This is a genomic window from Vibrio qingdaonensis (assembly GCF_026191675.1).
Taxonomy (GTDB): Bacteria; Pseudomonadota; Gammaproteobacteria; order Enterobacterales; family Vibrionaceae; genus Vibrio; species Vibrio qingdaonensis.
On record NZ_JAKRRY010000050.1, the window covers coordinates 1 to 19,133 of the forward strand.

Sequence of the window (19,133 nt, forward strand, 5' to 3'; positions counted from 1 at the left end):
GGATAACTTTGAGCAGCGTGTTGAAGGGGCCCTCGCTGCCCAAGATGACCTCGTTTCTCACTACCAAACAAATCGGGTAAAAGGTCATGCGATATAGGGCTTAATAACAAAGGGAAATAGATGAAACGTCGATTTTTGGGCATGTTTACCACCAATAACCTGCTAAACAAAAACTATATCGGGATGAAAGGTGAAGAACCTGTTGGTAACTTATAAGGGTAAATGATGCAACGAACCGAACCCACTAAACCATGGTGGAAAAAGCGTCACGCGCAACGATTTGTTCGTTGGTATGACGAATTCAAAAATAAGACTGAGCTAGACGCCTAGCCTTCAAGTAATAATATGACGAGCCTCTTCGCTTTTAACGTATATTTACTTCTAACGTATATTCGTTTCTAACGCGTATCCGTGACCTATTTCGCTTGTTTCTCATATGACGAGAAACAAGCGTTACATATCTCTCGTCTCCTGTTCTCATCATGACTACGCTAAATCGGATAGTGCCCAAATACGGATAGTGCCCTAAAACGGATAGTACTCTACAAAATATAGCGCTCTAAAACATATAGCGCTGATCGTATTCTTTCTTCCTAATTTTGACGACGGTAAAGGAACCTTGCTCGTGTTATCTTTGTTTTTTAAATGCCTGATTGGTGCAATGGCAGTCTTGCTGATAGCTATTCTTTCCAAAAGTAAGAGTTTTTTTATTGCCGGATTAGTACCGCTTTTTCCTAGTTTTGCTCTTATTGCCCATTACATTGTGGCCAGCGAGCGAAATATGGAAGCATTGCGCAGTACCGCGTTGTTTGGTTTGTACTCATTACTTCCTTATGCCGCTTACCTAATTGCTGTCTATCACTTCAGCTATTTCTTCAGTCTGACGACAACGCTCGTGTCTGCGGTATTGGTTTGGGCCGTCTGTGCGTCCTTGCTACTGGCGGTATGGAGCCGAACTATGATTCCGGCGGTATAGCTCGAGGGGTATCACGCGTTAATAATCTTTAGTTGTATGCAGTGCTTCACTTGGCGATACAACTAAAATATCTCCATCGGTGAAATAGTCATGGCGGTTATCTATTGCGATCGCACTCGCTAGGGGGATGTTTTCTGCGTGCCATTTAACATTACTTTTGAGCACATGAGCTTTGAGTTTGTCTCGTTCACTGTCGACATCGGGTGAAATACTATGAAGAATCGTAACAATTCCACCGTAAGGTGTGATGGTCAAACCGTTGTCAAAGCTAAGCGCACCAACCCAGATAGGCTGATTCGTATCAGCGTCAACGCCCGCATTCCACCACCGAATGTGCGAGCGTTGTGTTAAGGTACCGGGTAGTTGGAATGCCAAGTGCTGAGGTTCTCCGTTCCATATCAGATCTGATACCGGGGGCGTTTTACCTTGAAGCAGGTTGATGTAGTCCCAAAACTCTAGCTCGCTGCGAGAGAAAGTTTTATTTTGTATCCACCCAAGTGTTTGCATTAGTGGGGTAGGAGACGCTCCGAAATAAATAATGTTTACTGCTTGAGCCGGATAAATGGAAGACCGGCCAGCAAAGACTTTGTAGTTAAGTTTATCCAGGGTGACCGTCTCAGGGATGCTAGTCGTTGAGAGTGGGGAGACAGCATCGTCGCTAAACCAAAAGAAATGGGAGTAGTTGAGGGTCAACATTCCAATAAGAAATCCGCTTAACACTTTGAACCCAAGGTATCGCCATTGTTTTTTAAAACCCACATAGGTCATCACAATCGTTAAGAGAGCGACACCTAACGTGTATTTGTGCTCAGACAGAAACCCGCTGACTTCGGCAAGTATTGGAATATTGTCGATGCCAGCCGCTAATAGGTAACCCCAAACAACAAATTGCCCGATGCCCAATAATAAGCCTATGGAGGCGTAGAGTGAGAACTTTCGCCATTCAATATGATTCGATCCGGCCATAAAAGGGACGACCCATGCGACAGGACCAAGTAATCTTGAAAATGCTAAAATTAACAACGTATTTCGTTTCATCATTAAGCGACACCGTGCAAGTGGTCGTCGAACCTTTGGCTGCCATGCAAGCAGCCTTTGCTGGACGCTAAATCCATATTGGCGACCAATAAAATAGCTCAGTTGATCTCCCAGTAAACCGCCAAGCAATACTGCTAGCACCGCAAGATACCCACCACTGTAGAGCTGATAGCCCGCTGCAATCATAAAAGGTTCGCCAGGAACAAATAAATTAGGACCAATAGTGGCGTCGAGTAAAGATCCTAGAAATAAGCCAAAAGTTTCAAACATAGGTACTGGTTACATCCTTATAAGCAACGGTGGTGATCTGCGGTTGGTATCAGTAGTTTGGTATCAGCGGTTGGCATCATCGATAGGGCCGTTACTGGTAATGTCCAAATTGGTATTTCATTTCGTTGTTGCGCATTTCACCAAACAAAAAGCGTCGCACGTTCGCCTTCAGGTAAGTGAGGCCCATGGTGAATAAACCGTCTTGTTCTAAGCGACGAGGATCGAATTGAAAAGTCAGTGGGAGGAAGCGGAAACGCCATGTCTTTGCCGCCTTTTTAACGTAGTGGCAGTCTTCACAAAGAATGATGGCCTCATCAAATCCACCGATTTCCTTATGGGCTCGTTGAGTCGAGAAAATGCAGGCGCCAACTGCGGTCGGGAAGAAGTATTGAGTGGCAAATAGACCAGCGTTAAATAGCGCGTAGCCAGATTTGTAGCCCCAACTTAGTCGTTGAGCGCCCATATACACTCCGGCGACTTCGAGTTTTTCACTGTGTAGTTTGGTGATTGCTTTGTCTAAAAACTGCTTATCGAGCCTAACATCGGCATCAAGGAACAAAAGCCTTTCATGATTGGCAAGTCTCGCGCCGGTGTTGCGCCCGCGACTGACGCCACGTTCTGTCATGGTATGCACCGTTAGGGATGGCAATGCTGGTCGAAATTTTTCAGCCACTTTTGTGGTGAGGTCATCGCTGTCTGAATCGACAAGGATGACTTCGAATTGTTGATATGTTTGCTTTGATAAATCACCGAGAAGTTTAGCGATGCGTTTTTCTTCGTTTAGCGTAATGATGACGATGCTAATTGGTTTCATATCCTGGTCCCTATTCCGTGTTGTGGTAATTATTAATACTGCTGATATCAATTCAGTTGATGACGAAATAGTAATATCAGTAAGGTTAATCAATGCTGAGGGGGAAATTCATATTGCATTCATGAAGCGCGTAACGTTGGAAAATATGTGATGTCGGGATAAGGTTTATTATTGTGATAATTCATTACAGTTTCTGACGATAGTTTTACGTACAATGGGAACAGAGGATTTAATGGATAAGGACACCGGTGTTTATGTTTAAGCGAAGCTTGAAGTGGTTAGTACCAATATTTATTGTCGGTTTAGCGGCAGTGGGTTATGGCGTAGTTGAGAAAACAAAGCCAGAAATAGAACCGCAAAAATCGTTGGAAACGATAGTGACGGTTAAAACGCAAGTGCTGGAACCTAAATCGCATAAGGTTTTGATTTCGAGTTTTGGCGAAGTCGTACCACTTGAACGCACAGCGTTAGCAACACAGGTGTCTGGAGAGGTGGTCAGTTGGCACCCAAGCTTTGTAGCGGGCGGCGTCGTCAAGCGTGGTGAGGTCCTATTTACCATAGAAAAAGACAACTATGAGGCCGCGGTATTGCAGGCTGAAGCGGAATTGGCGCAGTCACAGGCCGCTTTGATTGAAGAGCGAGCGAAAGCAAAAGTCGCGCAGCAGCAAGCTAAGAACATCGCCAATACACAAGTGTCTGATCTTTATCTGCGTATTCCTCAAGTTCTGAGTGCAGAAGCTCGAGTAAAATCAGCGCAAGCAGGGTTGAAGCGAGCCAAGCGAGATTTGGCCAATTGTGACATCGAATCCCCTTATGATGCCCTTGTTGTGTCGAGAAATATTGGCGTTGGACAGTATATTACCGCTGGCACACAAGTCGCAGAAATCAATAATATCGAGACGGCGGAAATCATGGTGCCAATTGCTGGTTTTGATGCCCCTTTCTTGCCTAAAAATATTATCGGTACCAAAGCGAACATTATTGCCAAAGGACGACTTGAAACGACTCGAGAAGGGCAGGTGATGAGGGATCTCGGCGTAGTAGACAGCGCGACTCGCATGGTTACTATGGTGATACGAGTAGAAGACCCTTATGGCCTTAAGTCACAACTCTCACCATTGCCTTTTGGTTCCTACGTTGAAGTGCGTTTCTTCGGCAAAACCGTGGCTGACTTATATGCGATTCCTCAAGAGTTGGTCAGTGATGATCGAGTGTGGTTAGTCGATCCTGATGATCGCCTGATCCCTAAGCCCGTTCACGTCCTTCGTGAAGAAAAATCGAGCTTTTACATTGACTCTGGGCTTAACAAGGGCGATGTACTCGTGTTAACGGTGCCAGAGTTTCCCCAAATTGGTATGCAAGTCATACGTGCAGATAATGGAAACGCAGCGGGAGAGACTCAATGAGCAACAATGTTCAGCGAGGAATTATCGCTCTGTTTGCGAGAAACTCGGTCGCGGCCAATCTGTTAATGGGCTTTATTTTGATTATGGGAACGGTGAGTTACTTTCTAATTCAGCGACAAATGTTCCCTAACTTTGAAATTAACTATATTCAAGTCAGCGCTTCGTATCCGGGTGTCTCAGCTCAGGAGATAGAAGAAAGTATTCTGATTAAAGTCGAAGAATCGCTGAAGGACGTCACGGAAATAAAGAAAGCCGTCACCGATGCCTACCGCGGAGGCGGTATGGTGACATTGGAAATAGACACCAAAGCTAACTTGATGGAGGTGCTTGATAAGGTTAAGCAGCGAGTGGATGGTATTGCGAGCTTTCCCAACGCAATGGAGCCGATTAAAGTCACCCAGATAGAGTTTAAGCAAGATGTTATTGGCATGGTGTTGTCGGGTAACACCTCGTTGCCTGAACTTAAAACGATGGCACTGCAAATAGAAAAGGAGTTATTACAACTCGGTGATGTGTCGTTGGTTGAAGTGAGCTCGCCACCCGATGAAATTGGTATTGAGATCCACCCAGATGAACTTCGTACTTATGATCTGACTTTGGACGATGTAGTCAAAGCGATTCAAAAATACTCGGCTAACTTTTCAGCGGGTCAGGTGCGTACCAGCACAGGTTTGGTGTCGATACGAATAGAGAATCAGTATTACAACGGGTTTGAATTTAGACAGATCCCTGTAAAAGTGGGGGCAAATGGCTCAAAAGTTCTTCTTGGGGATATTGCCGACATTAAAGACGCTTTTACCGAAGGGCAGCACTATTTCAAATACTCGGGAGAAAATGGTATTTACCTAACGGTCAAAGCGACGAAAACGCAGAATATGGTGCCTGTTGCTGAAACCGTAAAACGTTATATCGATGCTAAGAATGAAACGCTACCTCATGGTATTCAATTGCATACCTTAATGGATATGACGTATTACCTTAACGCTCGTTTGGACATGATGTTGAAAAACTTGCTCCAAGGGGCGGTACTTGTCGCAATATTGTTGACGATATTTTTACGATTCCGGTTGGCGATGTGGGTCATGATAGGACTACCCGTGTGTTTTCTTGGCGCCGTGATGCTGATGCCTTTGTTTGATGTCAGCATTAATATCATTACATTATTTGCCTTTATTATGGTGTTAGGGATCGTTGTTGATGACGCCATTGTTATTGGAGAAAGTGTCTATACCGAAGTGGAAACCAGCGGCGGTGGCGTGACGAATGTCGTTCGTGGCGCCCAAAAAGTCGCGACTCCAGCCACGTTTGGTGTACTGACCACGATTGCGGTGTTTGTGCCATTTTTGTTTTCAACGGGACCGGAAAAAGCATTCTTCTATGGTTTATCTGTGGTGGTTATCTTCTGTCTGATTTTCAGTTTGATTGAGTCAAAGCTGATCTTACCTGCGCATTTGGCGCACACTAAGTTTACCCCCGTCAAAGAAAACAGTGTTCGCGCCCGTTTCAATCGCCGTTTCTTTGAGTTTGTTAATGGTCCCTACAAACGAACGGTGTCTTGGTGTGTGGAGTGGCGATGGTCTGTAGTGATGGCATTTATCGCTGTGCTTGTGGTCAGTGCGGCGATGCTAACGGCAGGGCATGTACGTATGATCCCGAGTCCTAAAGTCCCGTCTGACTTTCCTATGATCACTATTGAAATGAACAGTAATGCTTCGGATGAGCAGACTATTGATGCGTTATTAACGCTTGAACGTATCGTTCAAGAAGTGAATGACGAGATAGAGCAAGAGTATGGCCAACGAGCAGTGCGGGATATGATGACCATTAATACCAGTCGCACAAAAGGTATGATTATTATGCCTTTGGTTGATGAAGCTATTCGTCCGGTGGATGCGTTTGAACTATCGAAGCGATGGCGAGAAAAAATGCCAACCATCGTAGGACTAAAATCGATAGTGATTAATGACAATGTTGCTGGCGGCGAGGGAGGAGATGAATTTGGTTATCTACTTTATGGGCCCGATATGGAGACGCTTAATGCTGCGGGTCGAGCACTGATTGCCGAACTTCAGCAACAAACGGGTTTGTATGATATTAGTTCTTCGATGGATACGGGCAGCCGAGAAGTTCAACTTTCTTTAAAGCCGGTTGCGTACGATCTTGGACTTGATCTCGCCAGTATTGCGGCGCAAGTCGGTGGCAGTTTTTATGGCGGGGAGGCGCAGAGGGTATTACGAAACACCGAAGAAGTACGGGTTATGGTGCGTTACCCTAAGTTGACCCGTGAAGCCTTTTCATCACTGCGCTATGCACTGATTACGACCCCGTCTGGAAAAAAGGTCATGTTAGGAGATGTGGTGAATATTGATAGTAAGCCTGGTATTAACCAAATTCGCCGAGAGAATGGCTATCGAACCGTATATGTCTATGGCTCTATTGATGAGGCTCAGATTGAACCGGACAAGGCGGTTAGGAATATTGAAGAGAATGTGCTGCCTGATATGAAAGCTCAGTATCCGCAAGTCGTAACAGAGTTAGGGGGAACGATCGAGGAACAGCAAAAGCAAAAGGCAGAGCAGATCGTCTTTTTCATTGCCGGTATGATTACGGTTTATATGCTGCTGGCGATCCCACTGAAGAGTTATTCACAGCCATTTATTATTATGTCAGTCATTCCGTTTAGTTTAACGGGGGCCATTTGGGGCCATTATTTTTACGGTCTTGATATGAGCATGATGTCGACCTTTGGACTGATAGCGGCGGCTGGGGTAGTGATTAATGATTCTTTGGTAATGACGGATTATGTCAACCAAATAAAATCGCGTTGCCACTGCGCCAAGCAGGCGGTAGTGGAGGCGGGCTGTGCTCGATTTAGAGCAATAACCTTGACTTCGATTACAACCTTCTTTGGTGTATTGCCCATTATGTTTGAGACCAGCTTACAGGCGGCATTTGTCAAACCAATGGCCGTGGCGCTAGGTTTTGCTGTTATGTACGCTACCATAGTGACGTTGATTTTGGTGCCATGTCTTTATGTCATGTTGGAAGATATCGGGCGCTTGTTCACCAAGCTAAAGCGGGTTTATTTCCCCTTACAAAACGAGTAAGACAGCAATATCGTACAATCTAGATGAGGGAGCCTCGCTTACTATTAGGAAAATGAGTCAGCGAGGACACACATGAATACCACTTATTTGGCCATGGCAACATTTGCTTTGGTCACTTCTATTTCACCCGGCCCTGTGAATATCTTAGCCACGGTGTCAGGGGCGAATCACGGATACATCAAATCGGTCCCTCATATACTGGGGGCGACAAGCGGTTTTGTCGCACTGTTATTCTTATCTGGATTAGGGTTATCGGGGTTTATACAGACCGTGCCTGGGGGCTTATCTATTCTGAGTTATTCTGGAAGCGCATTTCTTCTCTATTTGTCTTATAAAGTCGCCTACTCAGAGATATCCGATAATGGTTTTGTTGATCACCTAGCTGCGCCAACGTTCCTGCAAGGCGCAATGTGTCAGGGTTTAAACCCAAAGGCTTGGATTGTTTCTTTATCCGCGATCGCGTTATTTATAGGAGAGGGAGCGCTGGAATATAGCCAATTGTTGGCGTTTTGTGGGTTATTTTTTCTAGTTTGCTATTGCTCTATCTCAACCTGGGCTGTGTTTGGTACGCTGCTAAAACGTGTATTACAAAATCCCGATCATCATCGAAGATTTAATCAATTAATGGGTGGATTATTGGCAACTGTCGTAGTCTATACCCTTATTATTTCTGCATAACGCCAAGGATGGAATAGGTATGCCTAAGTCAGAATCGAAACTTAACTCCCAAGTGAGTGCTCGGCCTATGTTTGTTCGTTCCGCCTATTTTCCTATGGAGATGAGGATCTCGACAGATTCATCCGCATGCTATCAAAAACATACACATCAGGAATTTTCAGTGGGCGTGGTCGATGATGGTAAGAGCATTTTTACTATCAACGATCGGGAAATATCGATCTCTAGTGGGTCAACGGTTATCGTTAACCCGCTAGAAGTGCATGCATGCAACCCCAAATCTAGTGATTCTTGGAGTTATAAAATGCTGTTTGTTTGCCCTACATGGTTAGCATCACTTCAAGCGAAGCTGAATGGCTCTGATGGCAAGGACTTTGTACCCCTCGCTCAGCCACATTTAACCGATAAAGTGGTATTTTCACAGTTTCAATCTTTAGCTGAGACGTTGCTTAATGAAGACTCTAAAGAAGCGTTGGAGCAAGAGAGTATCGCGTTCTTTGCTGAGCTATTTCAGCGCAGTGGCGTCCAAGTGATTCATGAAAAGAACGTAAAAGGTAAGTTGACGAATGCGCTACGTTTCATTCAGAGTCGCTACGATAAGAGTGTTTCGGTTCGCGAGATGGCAGAGCATGTTGGATTGAGTGAATACTACTTTATCCATGCATTTCGTTCGGAATACGGTGTAACGCCATACGCGATGCAGATGGTATCAAGAGTGAATGAAGCAAAATCTCGCCTAAAACAGGGACAGTCGATCGCGCATGTGGCGATCGATCTTGGGTTTAGCGACCAAAGCCATTTTCATCGCAATTTTAAAAAAATCGTCGCGGCGACTCCCCTTGATTACGTTGCTAACGTTTATAAGCAAGTGAGTTAAACGGACGTTAGCTTAGGGTAACGGCTCCGCGCAGCTATCAAATTTTTAGACCTTAGAACTATATGTTTTTCGAATAATACTCGCTTTGATGTATCTTGTTATTGCGACTAACATTCCCCTGTCCGTTGATTGTGACAATGTCATAATTTGCTTATTAACTAGGGGAATATCCATGAAAAAAAAGATTATCGTACTTGCGTTAGCTGCGGCGACAACCACTATTATGACGACCACGGCGAAGGCTTGTTCTCGTATGACGCTTGATACACCTTATGGTGTCTCACAAGTTAGAACGTTGGATTGGGGTGAAAAACTAGGCACAGTCGCAATTGTCACACCAGTTGGTACCGCGGTGACCACTAAGGCAGTACCTTCCTACGGTAACTCTGCATCTTGGACGGTCAAATATCCTACGTTAAATTTGGAAGAACGTGAAGTATTTGTAGATACGTCAGGTGAAGCGATCAACAGTGAAGGGCTTTCAGCATCAACACTCTATCTTTACGACTCGCAAGCCTTCATCAAGGACTATAAAGACACAGGTGCACCTGCGGTCAACTGGGGAGATGCAGCAGCGTTCATGGCACAGAATTTTAAAACGGTGCAAGAAGCGGTGTCAGCATTTAACGCTAACGAATTCCAGTTTGCGTGGGCGGATGGAATTCATGGTACTCAACATGGTCTGCATATCTCGGTACAAGATAAAAGTGGTGACATCGCCCTGTTTGAATTAAATGACGGTGGCAAAATGGTGGTTCACCGTGGTTCGGTTAATGACAAGATGCGAGTCATGGCGAACGCACCATTGCAACAATTCCATGATGCTAACGCTGAGAAAATAGGCGATTTAGCCGTTCTAGAAAATGGTCATAAGATTGGCTCAACGATCTCGTCACCTGAACGGATGTTGCGAGGGCTATATAACTCTGAGCATATCCGTTTTTCTCCACAAGCAACATGGGCGCAAACAGAAGGAAAATTGCAGTCTACGTTTGATGCAGGAAATCTTGTTCCACAAGACATTATCGACCCAGCTAACGGTGAGACCTACGCAACGTGGATACAATATACCTACAACTTAGAAAATGGCTCGTTTAAGATGCGTAATATGGATACGTATAGTGATATTCGTATTAATCTTCATGAGTTAGCAAGCATTAATACCGTCTCGTGTGCAGATTTAGTTGAGCAGGCTGAAGTCTCAGGTACCGCAACATTTACGCCTTGTAAGTAGCGCGGCTCTGCTTGGTATTTCCCTCTTTCCAAGGACGACCTAGTTAAAAGGACTTATCTTAATTAGGTATTAACATGAACAAACATTATTTAGCTATCGCTTTTTGCGCGATGGCGACGGGCACTTTTGCATCCGAAAATACAGAAATTAATCACTCTCCTGTATCGGCAGAGAATCTGAATTATGGTGATCCAACTGCGTCGTTTAGTACATTAGGCGTTTCACGATCGGGTGACGCAACTCAAATTAATGGTATGCTCGGACTAGGCGATAATATATTTCAGTTAGATCTCGGCTTAGCGGATAAAAACACTAAAGATGATAAGCTTGATTATAATTATCGTGGTCGGTACTTCCACGTGACCGATGGGTTAGGCTTTAGCGTTGATGTATTAGGAGACCGAGCGAGTACTACAGCGCTTGCGGGTATGATATATAAGTTTCAAGTAACGGATAATATTTTATTATTTCCGATGCTGTCGGTGGGTCGCACCGCAGTGGACGTAGAGGAACCCTTGCCTCCTGGCATCGGAATTAATGGTCAACCGACGGAGAGAGTTTTGAAACATAAACTCGATAGCACTGTTTATCAAGCGGGGTTGTACGGTATGTATGCCTTTGATGCGGGACATTGGTTGTATGCCAATCCACGCTCTACCTATGTTCAACAAGCGAAAGAATGGGTTGCGCAAGTGGAAGTTGGTGGTGGCTATATGGTGTCGGATTCCGTTTCAGTCGGATTTAAAGTTGAGCATACGGCAGAGTCAGATATTTCTCGTAAGGATACGACAGGGTGGGTACAAGCGAACTACTATTTCTAACGCCGTTGGAGACGTCTCCACGCTTAATGTTCTATCAAAATGTATTGTTTTACTACGAGTTATTTCCTATTCAAGCAGTCATTATTAATGGGTGAATATTGGTTATAAAAATAATAATCATGGTCAAACCTTAAAACGATGAGTCTTGCAGCTATATAATAATGGCCCTTTTGTAGGGCCATTATTATCAATTGATTACCACTCGTATCTGTTGAAATTGTTTAGGCGTCATTCCATATTCGTTTTTAAACAAGCGAATAAAATGTGAAATATTATTATACCCAGATTCAAAGGCTGCATCGGTCACAGACATTGACGCTAAATTTCGATAAGCCGCTTGTAATCTTAGTTGAGTGAGGTACTGATTAGGACTGACTTGTGTGACGGCTTTAAATTTTTGTGAAAAGCTCGACAGCGACATGCCGACTTCTTCAGCGATGTGCGACAAACTCATTTGCAACCCAGAGGATGAGCGCATAATACGTATCGCTTTACTGATGGGGTGTTTGTTATGATTTGTTATGATGGACTGGCAACTCGTCTTACGCATTAATTCAAATACCATCTCTTGACCTGTTAAATCAATGAGAAAGTCTATGCTGGTATCTTGTGAGCGAATAATTTCTTGCATTCTTGAGTGCAGAACTTCAATGCGTTGATCAACCGGATTGATGGCGAATTGATGCGAATTAATTGAGGTAGGGGCATTGAGTTCGAGGGTGTCAGACACTCGCTGGCGTACTTGTTCAATGATTGGTTCATGGAATTCATAGACCAGTGCCTTTGTTTCTTCTGGCATGGTCATGTAAATGGTCGAGTTGGGTGGCAACAAAATAGATTGATCGCTTTGATATTGAAAATTACCCGACTGGTTAACGACAACAGACTTACTCCCTTTTAAAATGGTGCATAGCCGTGGAGCATCGTATGAACGGTATTCATCGTGAAAGTGTTTTGGGAGATCATAATAGAGTACATTCATATTGCCGGTAGAAAGCGCGTACTCTCGCTCGTCTATTCGACAGAAGTTACTTATTTTATGCATAGACGATGGGCTCTCTCCTTTATTCAGCTGAGCTCATATACTAGGCACAACAATGGCGTGTAACATTGATCTGTAATAGGAAAGGCGAAGGGTTTATAAAATGACAAATGCAGGCAAACGATTGACCTGCATTTTTGTGAGTGACTGCAACTCATTTTTTGTATTAGGTGAACACGGTTAAGTCATCATTGCTACAACGCTGCAGCTAGAATTGCCACAACCTCATCATGGCTTGCTTGTTTCGGGTTAGTGAATCCACAGGCATCTTTTAGAGCGTTTTGAGCCAATACATCAAAGTCGTCTTTACTCACCCCTAACTCTTCTAAGCCAGAAGGAATGTTGACATCTTTGGAGAGTTGGCGGATGGCTTCGAGCCCCGCATTTGCGGCTTGTGCGTCGTTCATGTCTGCGGTGTTCACACCCATCGCACGTGCGACATCAGCTAAGCGAGCGGGAACCACTTTGGCGTTGTAGTCTTGAACATGTGGTAATAAAATCGCGTTGCATACACCGTGTGGTAGGTCGTAGAAGCCACCTAGCTGGTGGGCGATAGCGTGAACATAACCGAGTGACGCATTGTTAAACGCCATTCCCGCCATAAACTGCGCATAAGCCATATTGTCGCGCGCTTCTAGGTTGTCCCCGTTACGCACGGCTTCTCGTAGGTTAGCTTGTACCATTTCGATGGCTTTGATTGCCACAGCATCGGTGACGGGTGTGGCTGCGACAGACACATACGCTTCAATGGCGTGTGTTAGTGCATCCATGCCTGTAGCAGCGGTTAATGAGGCGGGTTTGGCTAGCATAAGCTCCGGATCATTAACTGACACAATCGGAGTGACGTTTTTATCAACAATCGCCATTTTAATATGACGAGCTTCATCGGTAATGATGCAAAAACGCGTCATTTCTGATGCTGTGCCCGCCGTAGTATTGATTGAAATGAGCGGCAGTTGTGGTTTCGCCGAGACATCAACGCCCTCATAGTCTTTGATTTCACCACCATTGGTGGCCAGTAGAGCAATGCCTTTTGCACAATCATGTGGCGAGCCGCCGCCAAATGAAATGACACAGTCACATTGGTTCTCTTTTAACAGTGCCAAACCATCATTAACGTTTTCAATGGTTGGGTTGGGCTTTGTCGCGTCGTAGATCACAGCTGAAACATTGGCATTGTCTAGTAGCGTGGTGAGTTTATTCACTGCGCCGATCTTGTTCAAAACGTTGTCGGTTACGACTAATGCTTTGCTAAAACCGTGCGCTTTAATAGTATTGACGGCTTCGGTAAGACAACCTGCGCCCATGAGATTAAGAGATGGGATGTAGAAAGCGTTAGACATGCTGTACCTCGTTTAATGTTGAATTATTTTTAGCACTTCTAAATATTCAATGATCTTTAGAGTGGCTTAGTTTTATTCATTGCAGAGTAGCAGTAGTCGTTTTGCACAAACTAGCGCGCGTTTTACGAAAATAGTCGAGATTAAATACATAAGATAAATCGTGAAGTTAATCCCAAAAATAAGCGCAGAATCGGTGACTAGGCGATTCTGCGCTTTAGGGGGAGCGGTACGTCTTTACTAGGATAAATAACACCGCTATTTCTCATGTTTTATACGTCTAGTTGATTTACGCATAGAGAGAAATGAGTTGAATTCTGCTCCATCGATGAGGAGCAGTGAGCCACCTTTCTATATCAGATGGCTCGGCTGGTGGCTCGAATGTAAGCTTATTGAGCTAAAGCCACTTTCATTTGTTCTGCTACTTTGTCGACTTTGCCAAGACCAACGATGACTTGTATGCCATTTTTTCCAATCGGAATGACACCAGCAGCACCCAGTTGTTTGAGACGGTCTTTGTCAGCAAGAGCCGAATCTTTGACAGACAGTCGTAGACGTGTAATGCAGTTGTCGACTTCTGTAATGTTGTCTGACCCACCTAAAGCTTCAATATACTGCTGTGTTAGCGTTTCTAAACCGTCATCGGTAGAGGCATCAGCTTGTTGTTCTTGCGCCATGTCCTCACCGCGACCAGGGGTTTTTAGGTTGAATTTCACGATAGCGAATCGGAATACGCAGTAGTAGATAGCGAAGAACACGAGACCCTGCACAACGAGCATATACCATTGGACTGCCAATGGGTTTTGGCTAGAAAGAACTAAGTCCACGAATCCTGCAGAGAAACCAAAGCCAGCCATCCATTGCATTGACGCCGCGATATAAAGTGAGATACCCGTGAGTACCGCGTGTAGCAGATATAGAACCGGTGCTAAAAACATGAAACTGAATTCTAATGGCTCGGTTATACCTGTGAAAAACGACGCCATTGCAGCCGCAAGCATGATTGAAAATACCGCAGATTTGTTCTTTTTGTCGGCGCAGTGATAAATGGCAAGAGCAGCGCCCGGTAGGCCAAACATCATAATAGGGAAGAAGCCGGCTTGATACATACCTGTGACACCCACTGTTGCAGTGCCATTAGCAATGGATTGAGCCCCACCTAAGAAGTTTGGAATATCGTTGATGCCTACGACATCAAACCAGAAAACAGGATATAACGCGTGGTGCATGCCGACAGTAAGCATTAGGCGATTGAAGAAGCCGAATAAACCAGCGCCTATTGCTCCCATTGATTGTAATTTAACGCCTAGAACGATAAGTGCGTCATACACGACTGGCCAGACATAAAGTAAAACAAACGCCAGCACCATGCCCGCGACTGACGTTAAGATTGGGACGAGGCGTTTGCCACTAAAAAAGGCTAAAGCTTTAGGCAGCGTAACACCCGAGTAGCGGTTATAAATCTCGGCAGAGACAATACCGACGAGTATGCCAATAAACTGGTTATTTATTTTAGAAAATGCCGCAGGTACTTCATCAGCGGCAAGCCCTTTAAGCTGTTGAATAGTATCGGGAGAAAGAAGGGTAGTAAGGACTAAGAAACAAATGAATCCAGAGAGCGCGGCAGAGCCGTTTTTGTCGCGACTTAATCCAAATGCGACACCGACGGCAAACAATACTGCCATATTATCGATAATGGCAGAGCCTGATTTAATTAGAAAAGCGGCGAGGACGCTGTCAGCGCCCCATCCTGTGGGATCTAGCCAGTAGCCGACACCCATCAAAATCGCCGCAGCTGGCAATGTAGCGACTGGAACCATCAGCGCTTTACCAACTTTTTGCATATAGCCAAGAATATTCATTCACACCTCATTATCTTTATAATTTGTTAAACCTAAAATGTTGTTTTGTCGCGCCTCTTTGGATTAGAGGTTTATCGATCCACTGGCTCCTATTTGAAACTTATTTATCGATGCAAACAAACTAATTCTAAAGTATGATGGATTAAAAATTTTAATAAGTAGGGCGTAAAAACTGTGGCTAATGAGCAAACCTTATTAAGAAATTTGCATACGTTTAATGTGACGGCGAAAACACTCAGTTTTACTATCGCGGCAAAAGAGCTTCATTTAACTCAAGGTGCGGTCAGTCATCGGATTAAAGTGCTAGAGAAATCACTTGGCTTTAATCTATTCACTCGTGGGACAAGAAAGCTTGGATTAACGGACGAGGGAGCGCGATTCTATCAAACGCTTTCGAAGTCGCTGAATACCATTTTTGGTGAAATTGAAGATATTAAATCTACGGAAATGAGTGGCGAGATCACTGTGGCTAGCTCTCCTTATTTTGCTTCTTCATGGCTCGTGCCGAGATTGAAAGACTTTAAGCGTCGTTATCCCAATTTTAATGTGAATATCTTGGTGCATGAGGAGCAACAGCAGTTTCAAAAAGATCAGGTGGACATTGCGTTCTACTATGGTGATCAAAAACCAGCGGATTGCTTTGTAAAGCCTTTGTTCGGCGAGCGGTATATCCCCGTTTGTACACCGGAATATGCCCAGCAGTGGGATCTCTTTGATAGAGGTGTGGATGGCCTAAAAGACGTAAACTTATTACATGCGCTCGGCTCTAACGTGTGGGAGCGTTGGGCAAAGCATCATCAGTATGATATCGATATTTTTAATTCATTCTACTGTGTGAGTCACAGAGGGTTAGATCTTACTGGTGCGTTAAACTCTCTTGGGTTGGCGATGGGAAGGTACTACTTTGTACAAGACCATATCAAACGTGGCGAATTAGTTTGCCCTTATCCTGCGATGAATACGGATCAAACGTATGATCTTGTTTGCTTGTCTGGACATGAAGAGCGACCGAAAGTGAGGACATTTATTAATTGGATTGATAGCCAGCTCTAGTCTGTACTATCAATCCAATGGGCCGATATTTAGAACGGATGATCAACCATGATCCAGAAGTTGGTGCTTTCAGGTGATTTCGCAAGGTCGGCTCGAACCACTAGCCCTGCCATCAATGCTCGTACTGAGCCCCCGGCATCGTATTTCAGATCTGTGAGAAGTTCGTTGGCGGTATACGCGGCACCTACACGTCCTACTTCAACAAACCCAACGAGTTGTATCCAGTCGATACGCAAGAAGTTTAACCAAGAAACATCTTTAGCAGGGTTGTAAGCCAGGGTGTAGCGATATTCTGCGGTACCATAAATAACCGCTTTGTCGTGGAATCGATTGTTATCATAGCCACGCATGCGCGTGAATCCACCTAGTGTCGCCCCTTCATTGTATGGTGCACCTCCGCTGACTCTTTGTTGTCCTTGGCCGTCAGTTTCTACATTCCAAGTGGGTGACAGCCCAGTCCAAAAATTCATGGCGATAATTCGTTGGGACGCCCAATCCGATTTCCCTAATGAAAAATATTTACTTAAATCGACTTCGTTGAATGACCATTGCTGTTTTGAGTCGAACCAGCCCCAGTCGTGTGATGTAGCGACGTATTGTCGGCTACCAAAAGAAGGGTTAGGCGCAAAGTCGGTGTTATCATAAAGTATGCCAAATTCCATCGAGTGGATGGTGCCATCGCTGGTTCCTTGAGCAAATTCAAATGATTGATAGCGATTAAACTGGCGAGCGACAAAAATGGTTGAGCCACTGGTCATTGGGTTCCACTCTTTGCCACCAGAGGGCTCGGATACCAGCAGACCATTTCTTATTGAGTAGTCGACTAGGCCGTGCTCTCGATTGGCACCAATTGGCAGCACGTATTCCATTTTAATATCAAACCAATTTGATGCCCCATCTGCTTCGAAAAATTGGGTATTGGATGAACCATTACTGCCCGGTAGAGGGGAGCCAACAGGATAAGGATCAGGCCCGGTGGTGTAAGCTCTTTGTTTAGGGTAATACCCAAGCATGCCGTAGGCACTTAAAAAGACTCGTTCAGTGCCGGGAATCATATAGTTCCAGACACCACCTGCGACCGCTCGGCTGACATCACCACCGAAAACGGTGCCACCCACGGTCATTTGGTCTTGATGCCAACCTTTTACCATCCCACCGACACCAATGTTTAATCCCATGGTTTCTGTACTAAACAGGTAGGGAAGAATCATCGATTCGCGGACACGGTCTGGAGTTTCGAGTCGGTCGACACGTGATTTTACGCTGGTAGGCGTAGATGCTTGGCTCAATGGTGTAATGAGCGTACAGCTAAGCGCTGTAATGACACCTAAAATACGACGAGTTGTCATGCGGCTTCCACTTCCTTGTAATTGTTTTTGTTATTTTTAGTCTTTATGACTATAGCCTACCGTTATTTTAGGTTAGATAGAATAGCAATGGATTATTTTGCGTGATTATTGGTCTTGCGTTTATAAATCGATGTGATGCGAGTGGTCGATTTGTGAATTTCAATCGAAAGCTAAGGGGTATGCTGGTGGCGACTTGTCATCGATACGAGGTATTTTTTAGGTGATTGGCTTTGCGGATGACTTGTTTTAGAACTGAGAGTGTTGGGCGCTTGGAAGAAGGGTGCCGGGCAGCACCCTTCTATGAGTTAGGCGTGCTTTTGTAGGTAATGAATCGCACCTAAAATGGCTGCCACTTGCGCATCGTTACACTCTTGCTCATTTACTTTAGGGCTATCAGGGTAGACTTCGGTTGTGGTGGAGTACATACAATCGGTCATTCCAGTACAGAGGCTGAGCTTTTTCAATGGATAGTTAATGACACCGTGTTGAACAACAGCAGAGCCGATGATTTTGCCCTCGTTATCTGGCGGGGCGATGTGTGTCACTTTTTCAACTGACTTAATAATAGCAGTCTGGAATGCTTCAGCTGGGTTTTCCGTATTACCGACAAGGTAGAAACCGTCGGGGACACTGTCCTCAAAATAATCTAGGCCGTCACGAGCTGCAAGAGCAGGTCTAAATTCACTCTCATCGGAGTCGGTTGTTTCATGCAGGTCGATGTGTGCAAGAATTGGCACACCCAGTTGTTCAACCAGTGCCATAACATTCGCTGACTCTTCTGCTGGCGAGTTAGCATAGAATGAACGGTTTGGATCTACAGCGTTTGGGTTCCAGCGGTTGATGGTTTCGTATCCCCAAGGACTGACACAAGGGACGATGACGATATTAAATTCATCTTCAAAGTCTTGAGCATTATCTTTAGCAAACTGCAATGCTCCATGCACACCGGATGTTTCGTATCCGTGTACACCACCCGTCACTAAAATCGTCGGCTTGTCTGCGCACCATGATTTTGTTTTTAAGGCAAAAAGGGGAAAGCGCTCAGTGTCGTACGATAACGCACCATACTGCTCGACATCTAAGGTGGCTCTTAGCGCCTCTATTTTTGGAAGTACATCGTGTTGATACGTGCGTTTAACAGACGTGGTTTCACGCCACTGTTGGACATCTTGCTTTGTCCATTTTTGACCGGGAATACCAATAGGGTATTGGACACTGTTGTGCATCTTGCTGCTCTCTTATTATGTCTTTTCGTTAGGATAACGACGA

The 19,133-nt window shown here is 44.8% G+C and carries 15 protein-coding genes; 8 read left to right on the plus strand and 7 right to left on the minus strand.

All coding sequences use genetic code 11. The features are described from left to right. The first annotated feature begins 625 nt into the window (after positions 1–625). The gene (locus MD535_RS23095) at positions 626–976 is read left to right on the plus strand and encodes a GlpM family protein (protein WP_265677490.1); all 351 of its coding nucleotides are present in this window, start codon (positions 626–628) and stop codon (positions 974–976) included. An 18-nt stretch (positions 977–994) separates the two neighbouring features. Here MD535_RS23095 and MD535_RS23100 read toward each other — a convergent pair whose 3' ends face one another. Together MD535_RS23100 and MD535_RS23105 are read right to left on the minus strand one after the other, a co-directional pair. Further along, entirely contained in the window at positions 995–2,284 is a 1,290-nt protein-coding gene (locus MD535_RS23100; RefSeq protein WP_265677492.1) for an LssY C-terminal domain-containing protein, read from the minus strand. Between the two features lie 91 nt (positions 2,285–2,375). Then, the gene (locus MD535_RS23105; protein ID WP_265677495.1) at positions 2,376–3,098 is read right to left on the minus strand and encodes a glycosyltransferase; all 723 of its coding nucleotides are present in this window, start codon (positions 3,096–3,098) and stop codon (positions 2,376–2,378) included. 254 nt (positions 3,099–3,352) lie between these two features. On the opposite strand from MD535_RS23105, the gene MD535_RS23110 reads away from it, so the two are divergent. The 6 genes from MD535_RS23110 to MD535_RS23135 all read left to right on the plus strand — a co-directional run bounded on the left by MD535_RS23110 (position 3,353) and on the right by MD535_RS23135 (position 11,218). Continuing rightward, complete coding sequence (locus MD535_RS23110) at positions 3,353–4,504, plus strand: efflux RND transporter periplasmic adaptor subunit (RefSeq protein ID WP_265677497.1); 1,152 nt, start codon at positions 3,353–3,355, stop codon at positions 4,502–4,504. Beyond that, positions 4,501–7,611 carry an efflux RND transporter permease subunit gene (locus MD535_RS23115; protein WP_265677498.1) on the plus strand — a complete coding sequence of 1,037 codons (3,111 nt, stop codon included), beginning with the start codon at positions 4,501–4,503 and terminating at the stop codon, positions 7,609–7,611. The genes MD535_RS23110 and MD535_RS23115 overlap by 4 nt, the downstream gene beginning before the upstream one ends. A gap of 72 nt (positions 7,612–7,683) precedes the next feature. After that, positions 7,684–8,289: a LysE family translocator gene (locus tag MD535_RS23120; RefSeq protein ID WP_265677499.1), complete on the plus strand. Its 606-nt coding sequence runs from the start codon at positions 7,684–7,686 to the stop codon at positions 8,287–8,289. 19 nt (positions 8,290–8,308) lie between these two features. Beyond that, positions 8,309–9,163, plus strand: coding sequence for an AraC family transcriptional regulator (locus MD535_RS23125; RefSeq protein WP_265677501.1), 855 nt, complete (start codon positions 8,309–8,311; stop codon positions 9,161–9,163). A 172-nt stretch (positions 9,164–9,335) separates the two neighbouring features. Further along, positions 9,336–10,397: a linear amide C-N hydrolase gene (locus tag MD535_RS23130; RefSeq protein ID WP_265677502.1), complete on the plus strand. Its 1,062-nt coding sequence runs from the start codon at positions 9,336–9,338 to the stop codon at positions 10,395–10,397. A gap of 74 nt (positions 10,398–10,471) precedes the next feature. Then, entirely contained in the window at positions 10,472–11,218 is a 747-nt protein-coding gene (locus tag MD535_RS23135) for a hypothetical protein (RefSeq protein ID WP_265677503.1), read from the plus strand. 187 nt (positions 11,219–11,405) lie between these two features. Here the strand turns inward: MD535_RS23135 and MD535_RS23140 are convergent, their stop codons facing one another. The 3 genes from MD535_RS23140 to nagE form a co-directional block, all read right to left on the minus strand. Then, entirely contained in the window at positions 11,406–12,263 is an 858-nt protein-coding gene (locus MD535_RS23140; protein ID WP_265677511.1) for a helix-turn-helix domain-containing protein, read from the minus strand. A gap of 191 nt (positions 12,264–12,454) precedes the next feature. Further along, on the minus strand, positions 12,455–13,603 hold the full coding sequence (yiaY, locus tag MD535_RS23145; RefSeq protein WP_265677513.1) for an L-threonine dehydrogenase: 1,149 nt from the start codon (positions 13,601–13,603) through the stop codon (positions 12,455–12,457). A 386-nt stretch (positions 13,604–13,989) separates the two neighbouring features. Continuing rightward, positions 13,990–15,462, minus strand: coding sequence for an N-acetylglucosamine-specific PTS transporter subunit IIBC (gene nagE / locus MD535_RS23150; protein ID WP_265677516.1), 1,473 nt, complete (start codon positions 15,460–15,462; stop codon positions 13,990–13,992). A gap of 174 nt (positions 15,463–15,636) precedes the next feature. On the opposite strand from nagE, the gene MD535_RS23155 reads away from it, so the two are divergent. Further along, positions 15,637–16,515 (plus strand): LysR substrate-binding domain-containing protein, encoded by an 879-nt coding sequence (locus MD535_RS23155; protein ID WP_265677517.1) that lies wholly within the window; start codon positions 15,637–15,639, stop codon positions 16,513–16,515. 29 nt (positions 16,516–16,544) lie between these two features. On the opposite strand, the gene MD535_RS23160 is transcribed toward MD535_RS23155, so the two are convergent. Then, positions 16,545–17,864, minus strand: coding sequence for a BamA/TamA family outer membrane protein (locus tag MD535_RS23160; protein WP_265677519.1), 1,320 nt, complete (start codon positions 17,862–17,864; stop codon positions 16,545–16,547). 305 nt (positions 17,865–18,169) lie between these two features. Further along, a complete protein-coding gene (locus tag MD535_RS23165; RefSeq protein WP_265677521.1) occupies positions 18,170–19,090 on the minus strand; it encodes a M14 family metallopeptidase in 921 nt (306 codons plus the stop codon). Positions 19,091–19,133 lie beyond the last annotated feature (43 nt).

What these genes read in the sequence shown, in the direction of transcription:
- MD535_RS23100 (WP_265677492.1), bottom strand. Translation starts at nt 2,284, where the DNA reads ATGTTTGAAACTTTTGGCTTATTTCTAGGATCTTTACTCGACGCCACT.
- MD535_RS23105 (WP_265677495.1), bottom strand. Translation starts at nt 3,098, where the DNA reads ATGAAACCAATTAGCATCGTCATCATTACGCTAAACGAAGAAAAACGC.
- MD535_RS23110 (WP_265677497.1), top strand. Translation starts at nt 3,353, where the DNA reads ATGTTTAAGCGAAGCTTGAAGTGGTTAGTACCAATATTTATTGTCGGT.
- MD535_RS23115 (WP_265677498.1), top strand. Translation starts at nt 4,501, where the DNA reads ATGAGCAACAATGTTCAGCGAGGAATTATCGCTCTGTTTGCGAGAAAC.
- MD535_RS23120 (WP_265677499.1), top strand. Translation starts at nt 7,684, where the DNA reads ATGAATACCACTTATTTGGCCATGGCAACATTTGCTTTGGTCACTTCT.
- MD535_RS23125 (WP_265677501.1), top strand. Translation starts at nt 8,309, where the DNA reads ATGCCTAAGTCAGAATCGAAACTTAACTCCCAAGTGAGTGCTCGGCCT.
- MD535_RS23130 (WP_265677502.1), top strand. Translation starts at nt 9,336, where the DNA reads ATGAAAAAAAAGATTATCGTACTTGCGTTAGCTGCGGCGACAACCACT.
- MD535_RS23135 (WP_265677503.1), top strand. Translation starts at nt 10,472, where the DNA reads ATGAACAAACATTATTTAGCTATCGCTTTTTGCGCGATGGCGACGGGC.
- MD535_RS23140 (WP_265677511.1), bottom strand. Translation starts at nt 12,263, where the DNA reads ATGCATAAAATAAGTAACTTCTGTCGAATAGACGAGCGAGAGTACGCG.
- yiaY (WP_265677513.1), bottom strand. Translation starts at nt 13,603, where the DNA reads ATGTCTAACGCTTTCTACATCCCATCTCTTAATCTCATGGGCGCAGGT.
- nagE (WP_265677516.1), bottom strand. Translation starts at nt 15,462, where the DNA reads ATGAATATTCTTGGCTATATGCAAAAAGTTGGTAAAGCGCTGATGGTT.
- MD535_RS23160 (WP_265677519.1), bottom strand. Translation starts at nt 17,864, where the DNA reads ATGACAACTCGTCGTATTTTAGGTGTCATTACAGCGCTTAGCTGTACG.
- MD535_RS23165 (WP_265677521.1), bottom strand. Translation starts at nt 19,090, where the DNA reads ATGCACAACAGTGTCCAATACCCTATTGGTATTCCCGGTCAAAAATGG.